The 13,882-nt window shown below is 60.7% G+C and carries 12 protein-coding genes; 3 read left to right on the top strand and 9 right to left on the bottom strand.

Annotated elements, in window-relative coordinates; all coding sequences use genetic code 11:
- Positions 1–253: 253 nt before the first annotated feature.
- Positions 254–1,342: a calcium:proton antiporter gene (locus tag J1D76_RS09785; RefSeq protein WP_421138112.1), complete on the top strand. Its 1,089-nt coding sequence runs from the start codon at positions 254–256 to the stop codon at positions 1,340–1,342.
- A 126-nt stretch (positions 1,343–1,468) separates the two neighbouring features.
- Here the strand turns inward: J1D76_RS09785 and J1D76_RS09780 are convergent, their stop codons facing one another.
- The 8 genes from J1D76_RS09780 to J1D76_RS09745 all read right to left on the bottom strand — a co-directional run bounded on the left by J1D76_RS09780 (position 1,469) and on the right by J1D76_RS09745 (position 10,456).
- Positions 1,469–2,827 (bottom strand): 8-oxoguanine deaminase, encoded by a 1,359-nt coding sequence (locus J1D76_RS09780; protein ID WP_421138111.1) that lies wholly within the window; start codon positions 2,825–2,827, stop codon positions 1,469–1,471.
- Positions 2,828–3,083: 256 nt separating this feature from the next.
- Entirely contained in the window at positions 3,084–3,773 is a 690-nt protein-coding gene (locus J1D76_RS09775) for an SDR family oxidoreductase (RefSeq protein ID WP_421138110.1), read from the bottom strand.
- 175 nt (positions 3,774–3,948) lie between these two features.
- Positions 3,949–4,875 (bottom strand): ABC transporter permease, encoded by a 927-nt coding sequence (locus J1D76_RS09770; protein ID WP_421138109.1) that lies wholly within the window; start codon positions 4,873–4,875, stop codon positions 3,949–3,951.
- A complete protein-coding gene (locus J1D76_RS09765) occupies positions 4,875–5,981 on the bottom strand; it encodes an ABC transporter permease (protein WP_421138108.1) in 1,107 nt (368 codons plus the stop codon). The genes J1D76_RS09770 and J1D76_RS09765 overlap by 1 nt, the downstream gene beginning before the upstream one ends.
- Before the next feature lie 11 nt (positions 5,982–5,992).
- Positions 5,993–7,558: an ABC transporter ATP-binding protein gene (locus J1D76_RS09760; protein ID WP_421138107.1), complete on the bottom strand. Its 1,566-nt coding sequence runs from the start codon at positions 7,556–7,558 to the stop codon at positions 5,993–5,995.
- A 534-nt stretch (positions 7,559–8,092) separates the two neighbouring features.
- Positions 8,093–8,674, bottom strand: coding sequence for an IMPACT family protein (locus J1D76_RS09755; protein WP_421138335.1), 582 nt, complete (start codon positions 8,672–8,674; stop codon positions 8,093–8,095).
- Between the two features lie 6 nt (positions 8,675–8,680).
- On the bottom strand, positions 8,681–9,331 hold the full coding sequence (locus J1D76_RS09750; RefSeq protein WP_421138106.1) for a TetR/AcrR family transcriptional regulator: 651 nt from the start codon (positions 9,329–9,331) through the stop codon (positions 8,681–8,683).
- A gap of 204 nt (positions 9,332–9,535) precedes the next feature.
- The gene (locus tag J1D76_RS09745) at positions 9,536–10,456 is read right to left on the bottom strand and encodes a LysR family transcriptional regulator (protein WP_421138105.1); all 921 of its coding nucleotides are present in this window, start codon (positions 10,454–10,456) and stop codon (positions 9,536–9,538) included.
- A gap of 137 nt (positions 10,457–10,593) precedes the next feature.
- On the opposite strand from J1D76_RS09745, the gene J1D76_RS09740 reads away from it, so the two are divergent.
- Positions 10,594–11,943, top strand: a complete 1,350-nt coding sequence (locus J1D76_RS09740) for an aspartate aminotransferase family protein (RefSeq protein ID WP_421138104.1) — start codon at positions 10,594–10,596, stop codon at positions 11,941–11,943.
- A gap of 74 nt (positions 11,944–12,017) precedes the next feature.
- The gene (locus tag J1D76_RS09735; RefSeq protein WP_421138103.1) at positions 12,018–13,511 is read left to right on the top strand and encodes a CoA-acylating methylmalonate-semialdehyde dehydrogenase; all 1,494 of its coding nucleotides are present in this window, start codon (positions 12,018–12,020) and stop codon (positions 13,509–13,511) included.
- Between the two features lie 170 nt (positions 13,512–13,681).
- On the opposite strand, the gene J1D76_RS09730 is transcribed toward J1D76_RS09735, so the two are convergent.
- Positions 13,682–13,882 (bottom strand): hypothetical protein (locus tag J1D76_RS09730; protein ID WP_421138102.1); only part of this gene is annotated, 201 nt, incomplete at its 5' end.

Below are 13,882 nucleotides of genomic sequence, written 5' to 3'. Positions count from 1 at the left end.
GGCAATGCAAATTGCTGACCAACAAGACAACTATCTTTTTGAAATCGGAGCGCGGCCTTCGCTGGCAAGCCAGCTGCTACAGGCGTTGCGCGATTCCTGTAGGCGCTGGCTTGTCAGCGAAGGGGCCAGTAAGGCCGATAAAAGTGCACCTGCCAAACCGGCTGCCTGCTCTTGGTGCGCTAAGGTAAAACGAAACGTTAGCGCCACCCCGCAGTCAGTAGCTCATCGGCTTCACTCGGCAAAAAGGCCCGCCATGCTCACCACTCTCAAGCAAGAAAGCTTCCTGCTGTTGGCGCTGATCGCCGCGTGCCTGGCCTATCCGCTGGAGCACTGGCTGTTGCGCAGCGGTCAAACCGTCGCGTTGGTCAGTGGGCTGGTGTTGATTGCCTTCATCGTTGCCGCCTCGATGCGCGTCGCGCATCAGGCCGAGTTGCTCGCGGAAAAGGTCGGTGATCCCTACGGCACGATGATCCTGACCCTCGCCGCCGTGCTGGTGGAAGTGGTGATCCTGGCGATCATGATGAGCAACGAAGCGTCGGCGACGCTGGTGCGCGATACGATCTACTCGGCGGTGATGCTCGATATCAACGGTATCCTCGGCCTCGCGGCATTGATGGGGGGGCTCAAGCACGGCGAGCAGTCGTATAACGATGACTCGGCGCGCAGCTACAGCGTGATGATTCTCACCGCCATGGGCGTTTCGATGGTGGTGCCGGAGTTCATTCCCCAGGCGCAGTGGAAACTCTATTCGGCCTTCACCATCGGCGCGATGGTGGTGCTGTATGCCTTGTTCCTGCGCATGCAGGTCGGGCCGCACAGTTATTTTTTCAGCTACAGCTACCCCGACAAACGCCGCAGGAAAGTGCCCAGCGAAGAACCGCAGCCGGTCAATTTGCTGCTGAGTATCGGCATCTTGATATTCGGCGTGGTGGTGATTGGCGCGTTGGCCGAAGTGATGGCCAAGACCCTCGACCTGGGGCTGGAAGGGACGGGGGCTCCGCCGGTGATCACGGCGATCCTGGTGGCGGCGATCTCCGCGGCGCCGGAGATCCTGACCGCATTGCGTGCGGCATTAGCCAACCGCATGCAGTCGGTGGTCAACATCGCCATGGGCGCGTCCTTGTCGACGGTGATCCTGACCGTGCCGGTGATGGAAGCGATGGCGCTCTACACGGGCCAGCCGTTCCAGATGGCGATGACGCCGGTGCAGACGGTGATGATTTTCCTCACGCTGATCGTCAGCGCGATCAACCTCAATGACGGCGAAACCAACGCCATCGAAGGCATGACGCACTTCGTGTTGTTCGCGACGTTCCTCATGTTGTCGCTACTGGGCCTCTGAACCCGCCACAAAACCCCCTGTAGGAGCGAGCCTACTCGCGATAGCGGTGTGTCAGTCAACATCATCAGTGACTGAAATACCGCGATCGCGAGCAGGCTCGCGCCTACAGTTTTAACGGGTGTTATATCAGGTCCCGGCGATCAACTGCCGCGCCGCCTGGCTGTGATCGGCAATCAAGCCTTTCAGGTCCAGCCCTTCGACCTGTCCGTCGATCACTCGCCACTTGCCGCCGACCATCACCCGGTCCGCACGATCCGCACCGCACAGCAACAGTGCCGAGACCGGATCATGGCTACCGGAGAAACGCAGTTCATCGAGCTTGAACAGCGCCAGGTCGGCCTGCTTGCCAACGGCCAGCTCGCCGATGTCGGTACGGCCCAACAGGCTCGCCGAACCTTTGGTCGCCCAGCCGAGCACGCGTTCCGGGGTGATCTTTTCGGCGCCGTAACGCAGGCGCTGGATGTACAACGCCTGACGTGCTTCGAGCATCATGTTCGAAGCATCGTTGGACGCAGAACCATCTACACCGAGGCCGAGCAAGGCGCCGGCATCGGTCAGCTCGATGCTCGGGCAAATACCCGAGGCCAGGCGCATGTTCGAACTCGGGCAGTGGCAGATACCGGTTTTGGCGGCGCCAAGGCGGGCGATTTCGTCCGGGTTGAAGTGGATGCCGTGGGCCAGCCAGGTACGCGGGCCGAGCCAGCCGACGCTGTCCAGGTAATCCACGGTGCGCAGGCCGAAGCGTTGCAGGCAGAAATCTTCTTCGTCGAGGGTTTCGGCCAGGTGGGTGTGCAGGCGCACATCGAGTTTGTTCGCCAGTTCGGCACTGGCAGACATGATTTGCGGGGTCACCGAGAACGGCGAGCACGGTGCCAGGGCGATCTGGATTTGCGCACCGTCACCGCGTTCGTGGTACTCGGCGATCAGGCGCTGGCTGTCGGCGAGGATCACTTCGCCTTCCTGCACGGTCTGTTGCGGCGGCAGGCCACCGTCTTTTTCACCGAGGCTCATGGAACCGCGAGTCAGCATGGCGCGCATGCCCAGTTCGCGAACACTCTCGACTTGCACGTCGATGGCGTTTTCCAGGCCTTGCGGGAACAGGTAATGGTGGTCAGCGGCGGTGGTGCAGCCGGACAGCAGCAATTCGGCCAACGCGACTTTGGTGGCGAGGGCGAGTTTTTCCGGGGTCAGGCGGGCCCAGACCGGGTACAGGGTTTTCAGCCACGGGAACAGCGGCTGGTTGACCACCGGCGCCCAGGCGCGGGTCAAAGTTTGATAGAAGTGGTGATGGGTGTTGATCAGGCCCGGCAGGATCACATGCTCACGGGCATCGAACACTTCGTTGCACGGTGCGGACGGTTGTTGCCCAGCGCCAAGCACTTCGACGATCAAACCGTCTTGCAGCACCAAACCACCACGGGCATCGAGATCGTTGGACGTGAAAATGGCGAGGGGATTTTTTAACCAGGTACGGGTCGCAGGCATGTTGGCCGGCTCCTCTGAAAGTAGGGTTCAGGGTTGCCAGCTCAGTGTTGCCCTGTCTGCTGATCCAGGTTCGCCGGGGAGGCGAGGTGCGCAGTTTCAAACAAATCGGCCTGGCGAGCAAGCCCGACCCGACCAGACGGGTGCAAACCCTGTGTAGGAGCTGGCTTGCCAGCGAAAGCGATATTGCAGTCGACTCCTGCATTGGCTGACACACCGTCTTCGCTGGCAAGCCAGCTCCTACAGGGGGCGGTGGCGGTCACCAGGGAATGGTCTCGCCCCGGTAATTAATGAAGTGATGCCCGCCCTTGCCGGCATACCCATTGACCTGGTCCACCAGGCCGCGGGTGCTGGTGTCCACGTCGATGTCTGCGCCTTCACCGCCCATGTCGGTCTTCACCCAGCCTGGGTGCAGCGACAGCACGGTCAGTGTCGGCTCGGCCAACTGGGTGACGAAACTGTTGGTCATGGAATTCAGTGCCGCCTTGCTCGCCTTGTACAACGCCAGCTCCGGCGCGTCGGGCACGGTCACGCTGCCCAGACCGGAACTCATGAACGCCAGTACCCCACTGCCCGGGCGGATTTGCCCGACGAAGTACTGGGCCAGGTTGATTGGCGCCACGGCATTGGTAAAGAACAACTGGCCGACTTCGGCCATGGTCGCGCCACCGTTCGGCGTCTGCACATTCGGTCCCTTGACGCCGGCATTGACGAACAACAGGTCGAACACCTCGCCCTTGAGTTGCTGGCTCAGCGCGGACAGCGCTTGCTGGTCATCCATGTCGAGTTTTTCGATCCGCACCGTGCCCAGCGCCTGCAAGGCGTAGGCTTTTTGCGGATCGCGCACGGTGGCGGTGACCTCCCAGCCGTCGGCCAGCAGGGTTTTCACCAGCCCGAGGCCAAGGCCCCGGGAGGCGCCGATGATGAGTGCGGTTTTTGCCGTGGTCATGGGTGGCTTCCTTGAATGTTGGGGATCGCGGGTGGGGCCTATGCTGCATCGCGCGATGCAAGGCGTCGAGTTCATTGTTGATCATACGGGCCTCTTCGCGAGCAAGCCCGCTCCCACGGTTTCGGGATTCCTGTGGGAGCGGGCTTGCTCGCGAAGCGGCCAGACCAGACTACCTCTAGTGCCCCACCTGCCAAGGCTGCCCCAACGACACCGGCGCATATAATCGCGTACGCAGCGCATCCCGTGACAACAACACCAACACCCCAATGGTCGCCACATACGGCAGCATCGCCAGCAAGCTCGAAGGAATCGCCAGCCCCAAGCCCTGCGCCACCAGATGCAGGATGCTGGCGAGCCCGAACAGATACGCCCCGAGCAGCAAACGCCACACCCGCCAACTGGCAAACACCACCAGCGCCAGGGCAATCCAGCCGCGCCCGGCGCTCATGTTTTCCGCCCACATTGGCGTGTACGCCAGAGACAGATAAGCCCCGGCCAGCCCGGCCATGGCACCGCCGAACAACACCGCCAGCGTGCGTACGGCCAACACCGGCAAGCCCATGGCGCTGGCCGCATCCGGGTTTTCCCCGATCGCTTGAATGATCAGCCCGACACGGCTTTTCAATACCACCCAGGCCACCAGCGCAAACAGCGCGAACGACAGGTACACCAGCAGGTCCTGGGCAAACAGCATCCGCCCGATCAGCGGGATTTCACTCAGGTACGGAATGGCCAACGGCTCGAAACCCGCCAGCGGCTTGCCGACCCACGCCGTGCCGACGAAGGTCGACAGGCCCACGCCGAAAATCGTCAGGGCCAGGCCGGTGGCCACCTGATTGGCATTGAACACCAGCGCCACCAGCGCAAACAGCGACGACAGCAACATGCCCGCGAGCATCGCCAGCACCACCCCAAGCCACAAATTGCCGGAGTTGAACGCGACAATGAAGCCGATCACCGCACCAAACAGCATCATGCCTTCCTGGCCCAGGTTGAGGACGCCGCTCTTCTCGCAGATCAGTTCACCCATCGCTACCAGCAGCAACGGTGTGCCGCAACGGACCATGGCGTAGAAAATATTGCTCAGCAGATCGATATCCATCACAGCGCTCCTGCTTGTACGGCGGTGGCTTGGGCGCGGCGGGTCCAGCGCAGGTTCAAGCGGGGTCGGTAGAGAATCAGTACATCGCTGGCCAGCAGGAAAAACAGCATCATGCCCTGGAACAATTGAGTGATCGCTTGCGGCAGGTTCAGGCTCATTTGCGCGCTTTCGCCGCCGATGTACAGCAGCGCCATCAACAGGCTGGAAAACACGATGCCGATGGGGTTGAGGCGACCGAGAAACGCCACGGTGATCGCCGCATAGCCGTAGCCCGGCGAGACTTGCGGCACCAACTGGCCAATCGGCCCAGTGACTTCGCAGACACCGGCCAGCCCGGCCAGGCCGCCACTGATCAACAGCGCGAGCCAGATCAGACGCTTCTCGCGAAAGCCGACAAAACCGGCGGCCCGCTTGTCGAGCCCGAGCACCTTGATCTGGAAGCCGACAAAGCTTTTCTGCAACAACACCCACACCGCCACCAGTGCCAATAGGGCAAAATACACCCCGGCATGCACCCGGCCATCTTCCATCAGCAGCGGCAAGCGACTGGCGTCGCCGAACATCGCCGATTGCGGAAAATTGAAACCTTCCGGGTCTTTCAGCGGGCCGTGCACGCAATACAGCAACAGGTTCAGGGCGATGTAGTTGAGCATGATGCTGGTGAGGATTTCGTTGGCGTTGAAGCGCGTGCGCAACCATGCCGTCAGCCCCGCCCACGCGGCGCCGGCCAGGGTGCCGGTAAGCAAGACGAGCACCAGCGCCCAACGGCTTTGCAGGTCGATGATGTTCACCGCCAGCGCACTACCGGCTAACGCGCCGAGCAGCAGTTGGCCTTCAGCGCCGATGTTCCAGATGCGCGCCTGGTAGGCGACGGCCAGGCCCAGGGCGCAGAGCAGAATCGGCAGGGCTTTGACCAACAGTTCGGAGACACCGTACAAGTCGCTGACCGGTGCAATCAGCAATGTGTGCAAGGTTTGCAACGGGTCATGCCCTAGCGCAACAAACAACAGCGAACCACAGCCCAGCGTCAGTGCAGCCGCCAGCAACGGCGAGCACCACAGCATCAGGCGCGATTGCTGGCCACGGGGTTCAAGGGAAAGCAGCATGTGACACTCCGTTAGCGCGTGGCGGATGCGAGGGGTTGAGGGGCGTCGAACTGCCCGGCCATCCAGCCGCCGACATCGCTCAAGTGCGTGTCGACCGTGGCGTGAAGTGCCGACAGTCGACCGGCGCACAACGCGCCGAGGCGGTCGCTGATCTGGAACAGTTCGTCGAGGTCTTCGGAGATCACCAGGATCGCCGCGCCGGCATCGCGCAAGGCAATCAGTGCGCGGTGAATGGTCGCGGCGGCGCCGACGTCCACGCCCCACGTGGGGTGCGCGGCGACCAGCAGCTTGGGTTGCTGAAGGATTTCCCGGCCGAGAATGAATTTCTGCAAATTGCCGCCGGACAGGCTGCGGGCCGGTGTCTGGCTATCGGGCGTCTTCACCCCGAAACGGCGGATGATTTCTCTGGCCAGCGCTTCGACTTTGCCGCGCCGGATCAGGCCGTGACTTACCAGGCCCTGCTGGAAGGCGGTCAGCAGCGCGTTGTCGGCCAGGCTCAATGCCGGCACCGCACCATGGCCCAGGCGTTCAGCCGGGACAAACGCCAGGCCTCGCTCGCGACGGGCGTCTGGGCGCAGATGGGCAACTGCTTCGCGGCCAAAGCGAATCGTTGCGCCGTCGTGTCGCGACAAGCGTTGTTCACCGCTGAGCAGGGCCAGCAGTTCATCCTGGCCGTTACCCGCCACGCCGGCGATGCCGACGATTTCCCCGCTGCGCACTTCAAGGTTGATGCCTTTGAGCGAGCAACCGAACGGGTCCGGGTTGTGCCAGGACAAGTTGTCCACGTTGAGGAATGCGGCGGTGCCCGTCACCTTCGGATAGCCGGCAATGAGTTCAGCCGCTTCACCGACCATCAACCGCGCCAGTTGCTGATCCGAACACTCGGCCGGCACGCAATGCCCGGCCATTCGACCACCACGCAACACCGTCGCGCTGTGGCACAACGAGCGGACTTCCCCGAGCTTGTGGCTGATAAACAGAATGCTGCAGCCCTCGGCAGCGAGACGACGCAGGGTGACGAACAAATCGTCGGCCTCCTGTGGGGTTAACACCGAGGTCGGCTCATCGAGAATCAGCAGGCGGATGTCCTGCATCAGGCAGCGAATGATTTCCACCCGTTGCCGTTCGCCAATCGACAGGCTGTGGACAAGTCGCTCCGGTTCCAGCGCCATGCCGTAGCGCCGGGACACTTCACGGATTTTCGGTTCGAGCTGTTTCGGTGTACCCGCTGCCGCGCCCATGGCTAGGGCAATGTTTTGCGCCACGCTCAAGGTTTCGAACAAGGAAAAGTGCTGGAATACCATGCCGATGCCCAGGCCGCGTGCCTGTGCCGGGTTGCGCAAGCTGACCCGCTGGCCTTGCCAGATGACCTCGCCGGCGTCGGCGTGGGTGACGCCATAGATGATTTTCATCAGGGTGCTTTTGCCCGCGCCGTTCTCGCCGAGCAAGGCATGGATCTCACCGGGGGCAATGCTCAGGTCGATGGCGTCGTTGGCCAGGCAACCGGGGTAGCGTTTGGTGATTCTGCGCAATTGCAGGCGCGGAACCGGATCAGGAGCTGGAGCGTGATTGGGCATGACAGGCTCGGTGCGATTGGACTTGTGCCTGTGGATAAAGCAATTTTCTGGCCACTAGGTCAGGAAAACCTCCGAGACCTGTCAGTCGAGGTGTTGAGTGCGCTGCTTTGAAATAGATTGCGCAAACCCCGGCACCAGATGAGGGCAACGTTGTTTTCCAGGCCCTCATTTTGCCCGCCCAGCCTTGATCAAAAAATGATCAATCGACCACAAGCCATGTTCCACATGGCGCGGCGACCGCCATGAACGGGTTATCCACAGATTGCTCCACAGTATTTGTGCGCAAGCTCCCGGCATGGGCATAAGCACTGGGTGTCTTTCTTCTAAAGGTGATAAACCACTGTAACTGTTTGTTTTGTTTGAATTTGATGTGCATGGTGGCAGATTGGACGAAATTTGAGCAAAGCCCGTAAAGCCGCATGACAGAAGGGTTACAGCCGTGTGTGCTCAGGTTATCCACAGCCGGGTGCACAGTAGCTGTGGGCAAATCAGGAATAAGTGGAAAACCGGCGTGCCCCAAAAACTTGCAGTGCTTTATCGCTGCAACAAAATGCGTCCACGGCTCAGATCGGCAAGCTGGGATTGCAAGGTCGCGATCTGTGTTTCGCCCACGGCAAGCTTCAACTCGACACCGTTGGCGGTAAAGTGTTCGTCTTCCACCAGGCCACCCGCTTCGGCCACCCGGAGCTTCACCAGTGCCAGCTCGGCGAACCCGCATGCGCAGGTGAGCGGGACCCGGCTGATCAGTTCAACCTTCGGTGCCGCTTGCAGGCACTTGTTGGCGCCGCCGCCATAGGCCCGGGCGAGACCACCGGTGCCCAGTTGGATGCCGCCATACCAGCGAATCACCAAGACCGCGACCCGGTCGCAATCCTGCGCTTCGATGGCTGCCAGTATCGGTCGGCCCGCTGTCCCGCCGGGCTCGCCATCATCGGTGCTGCGATATTGGGCGCCGAGCTTCCACGCCCAGCAATTGTGCGTGGCGTTCAAGTCGCTGTGCTGGTCGATGAACGCCTGGGCTTCGGCCGGGCTGGTGATTGGCGCGGCGAAGGTGATGAAGCGGCTCTTGCGAATCTCTTCGCGGTATTCGCAAAGACCGCTGAGGGTAAAAGGCATAAGCACTTAAATAGTCGGTGTCAGGCCGCAGCCCTTGAGAATGATGCGGATCAGGTTGTTGCCAGCCTCTTCCATATCCTGCTTGGTCAGCCTGGTGCGCCCGGTGACGCGGCAAATCTGCGTGGCGAAGTCGGCATAATGCTGGGTGCTGCCCCACAACAGGAAGATCAGGTGCACCGGGTCGACGGGATCCATCTTACCGGCGTCGATCCAGGCCTGGAACACACCGGCGCGGCCCTGGAACCAGGCGCGGTAATCCTGGTTGAAATACTCGCTCAGGCATTCGCCGCCGCTGATGACTTCCATGGCGAAAATCCGCGAGGCTTGTGGCTGGCGCCGGGAAAACTCCATTTTCGCGCGGATGTAGCGGGTCAGGGCTTCGGCAGGATCGTCCTCGGCGGTGAGGGTGTTGAAGGTGCTGTCCCACAACTCGATGATGTTGCTCAACACCGCCACGTACAAACCGAGCTTGTTGCTGAAGTAGTAATGCAGGTTGGCCTTCGGCAGCCCGGCGTTTTGGGCGATGGTGTTCATGCTGGTGCCTTTGAACCCGTGACGGGCGAACTCGTCTTCGGCGGCTTTGATGATGGTCTCTTCGTTTTTCTGACGAATGCGGCTGGCGGGTTTGCCGCCGTGAGCTGGGACTTCAAAGGTCATAAGCGCTTCGCTTCCGGGAAGATGAGTGAGGGCGGCCAGTGCGTTGATAGCTTACCTACAGGCGCCAGACAAGTCTTTGCGGCAAAACCAATCCACTGTAGGAGCGAGCTTGCTCGCGAAGAGGGAGTGTCAGCCAACTTAGATGCAACGGACACACCGCTTTCGCGAGCAGGCTCGCTCCTATAGTTTCTGCTATCAGACGAATCAGCGTGTGGCAGCCAGGCTCTCCAGAAAACTCTCCAGCACCAGATGCGGGCGGCGCCCCTTGCGGGTGACCGATGCCAGGCTCAAATCATAGAAACGCGTTTTTGCTTTCAGCGATCGTAACCGCCCTTGCTGCACCCAAAGGCTCGCGTAGTGATCCGGCAAGTACCCGATATAGCGCCCGGTCAGGATCAAAAACGCCATGCCTTCGCGGTCCGAAGCGCTGGCGGTGCAATTGAGCGCTTGATAGTGGGCCTGGATTTCCGCGGGCAAACGGAAAGTGGGGGCGATGGCGTCCTGACTGTTCAGGCGCTCGTCGTCCAATTGCTTGTCGTCGACATAAAACAGCGGATGGCCGACCGCGCAGTACAACAGCGAGCGTTCGCTATACAGCGGCTGGTATTCCAGACCTGACAGGGCGCTGGCCTGCGGTACGACGCCGACGTGCAGGCGGCCGTCGAGCACGCCTTGTTCGACTTCATTGGGCGCGATCATGCGGATCTGGATCTGTACGTCCGGGCCGCGCTCTTTCAATTGCGCGAGGGCGTGGGTGATGCGCATGTGGGGCAGGGTGACAAGGTTGTCTGTCAACCCGATGATCAACTCGCCGCGCAAATGCTGGTGCAGTCCATTGACCTCGGTGCGGAAGCTTTCTAGCGCACTTAACAGTTGCAGTGCCGACTGATAGACCTCGCGGCCTTCTTCGGTCAGGGAAAAACCGGCGCGTCCCCGTTGGCAGAGGCGCAGGCCGAGACGTTGCTCCAAGTCGCTCATTTGTTGGCTGATCGCCGAGCGGCCGATGCCAAGCACGGTTTCCGCCGCGGAAAAGCCGCCGCATTCCACCACGCTGCGAAAGATCCTCAGCAGGCGAATATCAAAGTCGCTGACCTGGGCCAGCGGATCGGGACGGCGAGTGCTCATGGGGGTTTCTCGAAAGTTTAGTGGTCGGCTGACTGAACATTAGAAGAGTTGGATTTCACAGACTTTATCGCCGTGGCAATTTAGCTGCAACAACGCTTTTAATCCCTACGCGCTAATCGCCTTGCGAGGTTTCGCCCATGAACTTGCCTGAAAACGCCCCGACTTCCCTGGCCAGCCAGCTCAAGCTTGATGCTCACTGGATGCCTTACACCGCCAACCGTAATTTCCAGCGCGACCCGCGGCTGATCGTTGGCGCCGAGGGCAGCTGGCTGATCGATGACAAGGGCCGCAAGGTGTATGACTCGCTGTCCGGCCTGTGGACCTGCGGCGCAGGTCACACTCGCAAGGAAATTCAGGAAGCGGTCGCCAAGCAACTGGGCACCCTCGACTACTCGCCAGGTTTCCAGTACGGCCATCCTTTGTCTTTCCAGTTGGCTGAGAAAATCACCGACCTGACACCGGGCAACCTGAACCACGTGTTCTTCACCGACTCGGGGTCCGAGTGCGCTGACACCGCGGTGAAAATGGTCCGTGCCTACTGGCGCCTGAAAGGTCAGTCGACCAAGACCAAAATGATCGGCCGTGCCCGTGGCTACCACGGTGTGAACATCGCCGGCACCAGCCTCGGTGGCGTGAACGGCAACCGTAAACTGTTCGGTCAGTCGATGATGGACGTCGACCACCTGCCGCACACCTTGCTCGCCAGCAACGCTTACTCCCGTGGCATGCCGGAGCAGGGGGGGATCGCCCTGGCTGACGAACTGCTGAAGCTGATCGAACTGCACGATGCGTCGAACATCGCCGCTGTATTCGTCGAGCCATTGGCCGGTTCCGCTGGCGTGCTGGTTCCACCACAGGGTTACCTCAAGCGTCTGCGTGAAATCTGCGACCAGCACAACATCCTGCTGGTGTTCGACGAAGTGATTACCGGTTTCGGCCGTACCGGCACCATGTTCGGCGCCACCACCTTCGGCGTGACCCCGGACCTGATGTGCATCGCCAAGCAAGTCACCAACGGCGCGATCCCGATGGGCGCGGTGATTGCCAGCTCCGAGATCTACCAGACCTTCATGAACCAGGCGACGCCTGAATACGCGGTTGAATTCCCGCATGGCTACACCTATTCCGCGCACCCGGTGGCTTGCGCCGCGGGCCTGGCAGCACTCGACCTGCTGCAAAAGGAAAACCTGGTGCAGAGCGTGGCCGACGTCGCACCGCATTTCGAAAATGCGCTGCACGGCCTCAAAGGCACCAAGAACATCATCGACATCCGCAACTTCGGCCTGGCTGGCGCAATCCAGATCGCCCCGCGTGACGGCGACGCCATCGTGCGTCCGTTCGAAGCCGGCATGGCGCTGTGGAAAGCCGGGTTCTACGTGCGCTTCGGCGGTGACACCCTGCAGTTCGGCCCAACCTTTAACAGCAAGCCGCAAGACCTGGATCGTCTGTTCGACGCGGTCGGCGAAGTGCTGAGCAAGATCGACTGATTTCTTCTTCTATATACCTATAAACAACGGGCGCCTGGAAACGGGTGCCTGTGGACAACTTTTCAGGAGCTTCCATGAGCGTTATTCCGCATTTGATCAATGGCGAACTGGTGACCGAGAACGGTCGCGCGGTCGATGTGTTCAACCCGTCGACTGGCCAGGCAATCCACAAGTTGCCGCTGGCGACCCGCGAAACCATCCAGAGCGCCATCGACGCGGCCAAGACTGCATTCCCGGCCTGGCGCAACACCCCACCGGCCAAGCGTGCCCAAGTGATGTTCCGCTTCAAGCAACTGCTGGAGCAGAACGAAGCGCGCATCTCGCAATTGATCAGCGAAGAGCACGGCAAGACCCTCGAAGATGCGGCCGGCGAACTGAAGCGTGGCATCGAGAACGTCGAGTTCGCGTGCGCGGCGCCGGAAATCCTCAAGGGCGAGTACAGCCGTAACGTTGGCCCGAACATTGATGCATGGTCGGATTTCCAGCCACTGGGCGTCGTTGCCGGTATCACGCCGTTCAACTTCCCGGCGATGGTGCCACTGTGGATGTACCCGCTGGCGATCGTTTGCGGTAACTGCTTCATCCTCAAGCCATCCGAGCGTGATCCAAGCTCGACGCTGCTGATCGCTCAGTTGCTGCTGGAAGCCGGTTTGCCTAAGGGCGTACTGAGTGTGGTGCACGGTGACAAGACAGCGGTGGACGCGTTGATCGAAGCACCGGAAGTCAAAGCACTGAGCTTCGTGGGTTCGACTCCGATTGCCGAGTACATCTATTCCGAAGGCACCAAGCGCGGCAAACGCGTTCAGGCCCTGGGTGGTGCGAAGAACCACGCGGTGCTGATGCCGGACGCGGATCTGGACAACGCGGTCAGCGCATTGATGGGCGCGGCTTACGGTTCCTGCGGTGAGCGCTGCATGGCGATCTCGGTGGCGGTGTGCGTGGGTGATCAGGTCGCCGATGCGCTGGTGGCCAAACTGGTTCCGCAAATCCAGGCGCTGAAAATCGGTGCCGGTACTTCCTGCGGCCTGGACATGGGGCCTCTGGTCACCGGCCAGGCTCGCGACAAAGTCAGCGGCTATGTAGAAGACGGCGTCGCCGCCGGTGCAACGCTGGTTGTAGACGGCCGTGGTCTGACCGTGGCCGGTCATGAGGAAGGCTTCTTCCTGGGTGGCTGCCTGTTCGATAACGTCACGCCAGAAATGCGCATCTATAAAGAAGAAATCTTCGGACCGGTGCTGTGCGTTGTTCGGGTCAACAGCCTGGAAGAAGCCATGCAGCTGATCAACGATCACGAATACGGCAACGGCACCTGCATCTTCACCCGTGACGGCGAAGCGGCACGGTTGTTCTGCGACGAGATTGAAGTGGGCATGGTCGGCGTCAACGTGCCGCTGCCGGTGCCGGTGGCTTACCACAGCTTTGGCGGCTGGAAGCGTTCGCTGTTCGGCGACCTGCATGCCTATGGACCGGATGGCGTGCGTTTCTACACCCGCCGCAAGGCCATCACCCAGCGCTGGCCGCAGCGCGCGAGCCACGAGGCTTCGCAGTTCGCCTTCCCTAGTTTGTAAGTAGAAGGGCGTAAAAGGCCGACCCATTGGGTCGGCCTTTTTGTTTGCGGGGCTTTTTTGCCTTATATGACAGAATTGTGAAATTAGCTGTTGACGACAGATCTCAGATGTCTATAATTCGCCCCACTTCCGGCGCAGTCGAAACGGAAAACTCCTTGGTAAACAACGAGTTACGAAGTTTTCGGCCGCAAGTGCTTCAGTTCATCGAAGCCAAAAGGAAGTTGAAAAAGAGGTGTTGACAGCAGCGTGTAACGCTGTAGAATTCGCCTCCCGCTGACGAGAGATCTGAGGCGCAAGTGGTTGAAGTTGTTAAGGAAATCCTTGAAAGCTTCTGAAAATAACCGCTTGACAGCAAATGAGGCTGCTGTAGA

Source organism: Pseudomonas sp. NFX15, from assembly GCF_049132105.1.
Classification (GTDB): Bacteria; Pseudomonadota; Gammaproteobacteria; order Pseudomonadales; family Pseudomonadaceae; genus Aquipseudomonas.
This window is presented reverse-complemented; position numbering and strand designations above follow the sequence as displayed.

Bases quoted from the DNA above. Each gene is read 5' to 3' on its own strand.
- J1D76_RS09740 (WP_421138104.1), top strand. From the start codon at position 10,594: ATGAACTTGCCTGAAAACGCCCCGACTTCCCTGGCCAGCCAGCTCAAG.
- J1D76_RS09745 (WP_421138105.1), bottom strand. From the start codon at position 10,456: ATGAGCACTCGCCGTCCCGATCCGCTGGCCCAGGTCAGCGACTTTGAT.
- J1D76_RS09775 (WP_421138110.1), bottom strand. From the start codon at position 3,773: ATGACCACGGCAAAAACCGCACTCATCATCGGCGCCTCCCGGGGCCTT.
- J1D76_RS09750 (WP_421138106.1), bottom strand. From the start codon at position 9,331: ATGACCTTTGAAGTCCCAGCTCACGGCGGCAAACCCGCCAGCCGCATT.
- J1D76_RS09760 (WP_421138107.1), bottom strand. From the start codon at position 7,558: ATGCCCAATCACGCTCCAGCTCCTGATCCGGTTCCGCGCCTGCAATTG.
- J1D76_RS09755 (WP_421138335.1), bottom strand. From the start codon at position 8,674: ATGCCTTTTACCCTCAGCGGTCTTTGCGAATACCGCGAAGAGATTCGC.
- J1D76_RS09765 (WP_421138108.1), bottom strand. From the start codon at position 5,981: ATGCTGCTTTCCCTTGAACCCCGTGGCCAGCAATCGCGCCTGATGCTG.
- J1D76_RS09770 (WP_421138109.1), bottom strand. From the start codon at position 4,875: ATGGATATCGATCTGCTGAGCAATATTTTCTACGCCATGGTCCGTTGC.
- J1D76_RS09780 (WP_421138111.1), bottom strand. From the start codon at position 2,827: ATGCCTGCGACCCGTACCTGGTTAAAAAATCCCCTCGCCATTTTCACG.
- J1D76_RS09735 (WP_421138103.1), top strand. From the start codon at position 12,018: ATGAGCGTTATTCCGCATTTGATCAATGGCGAACTGGTGACCGAGAAC.
- J1D76_RS09785 (WP_421138112.1), top strand. From the start codon at position 254: ATGCTCACCACTCTCAAGCAAGAAAGCTTCCTGCTGTTGGCGCTGATC.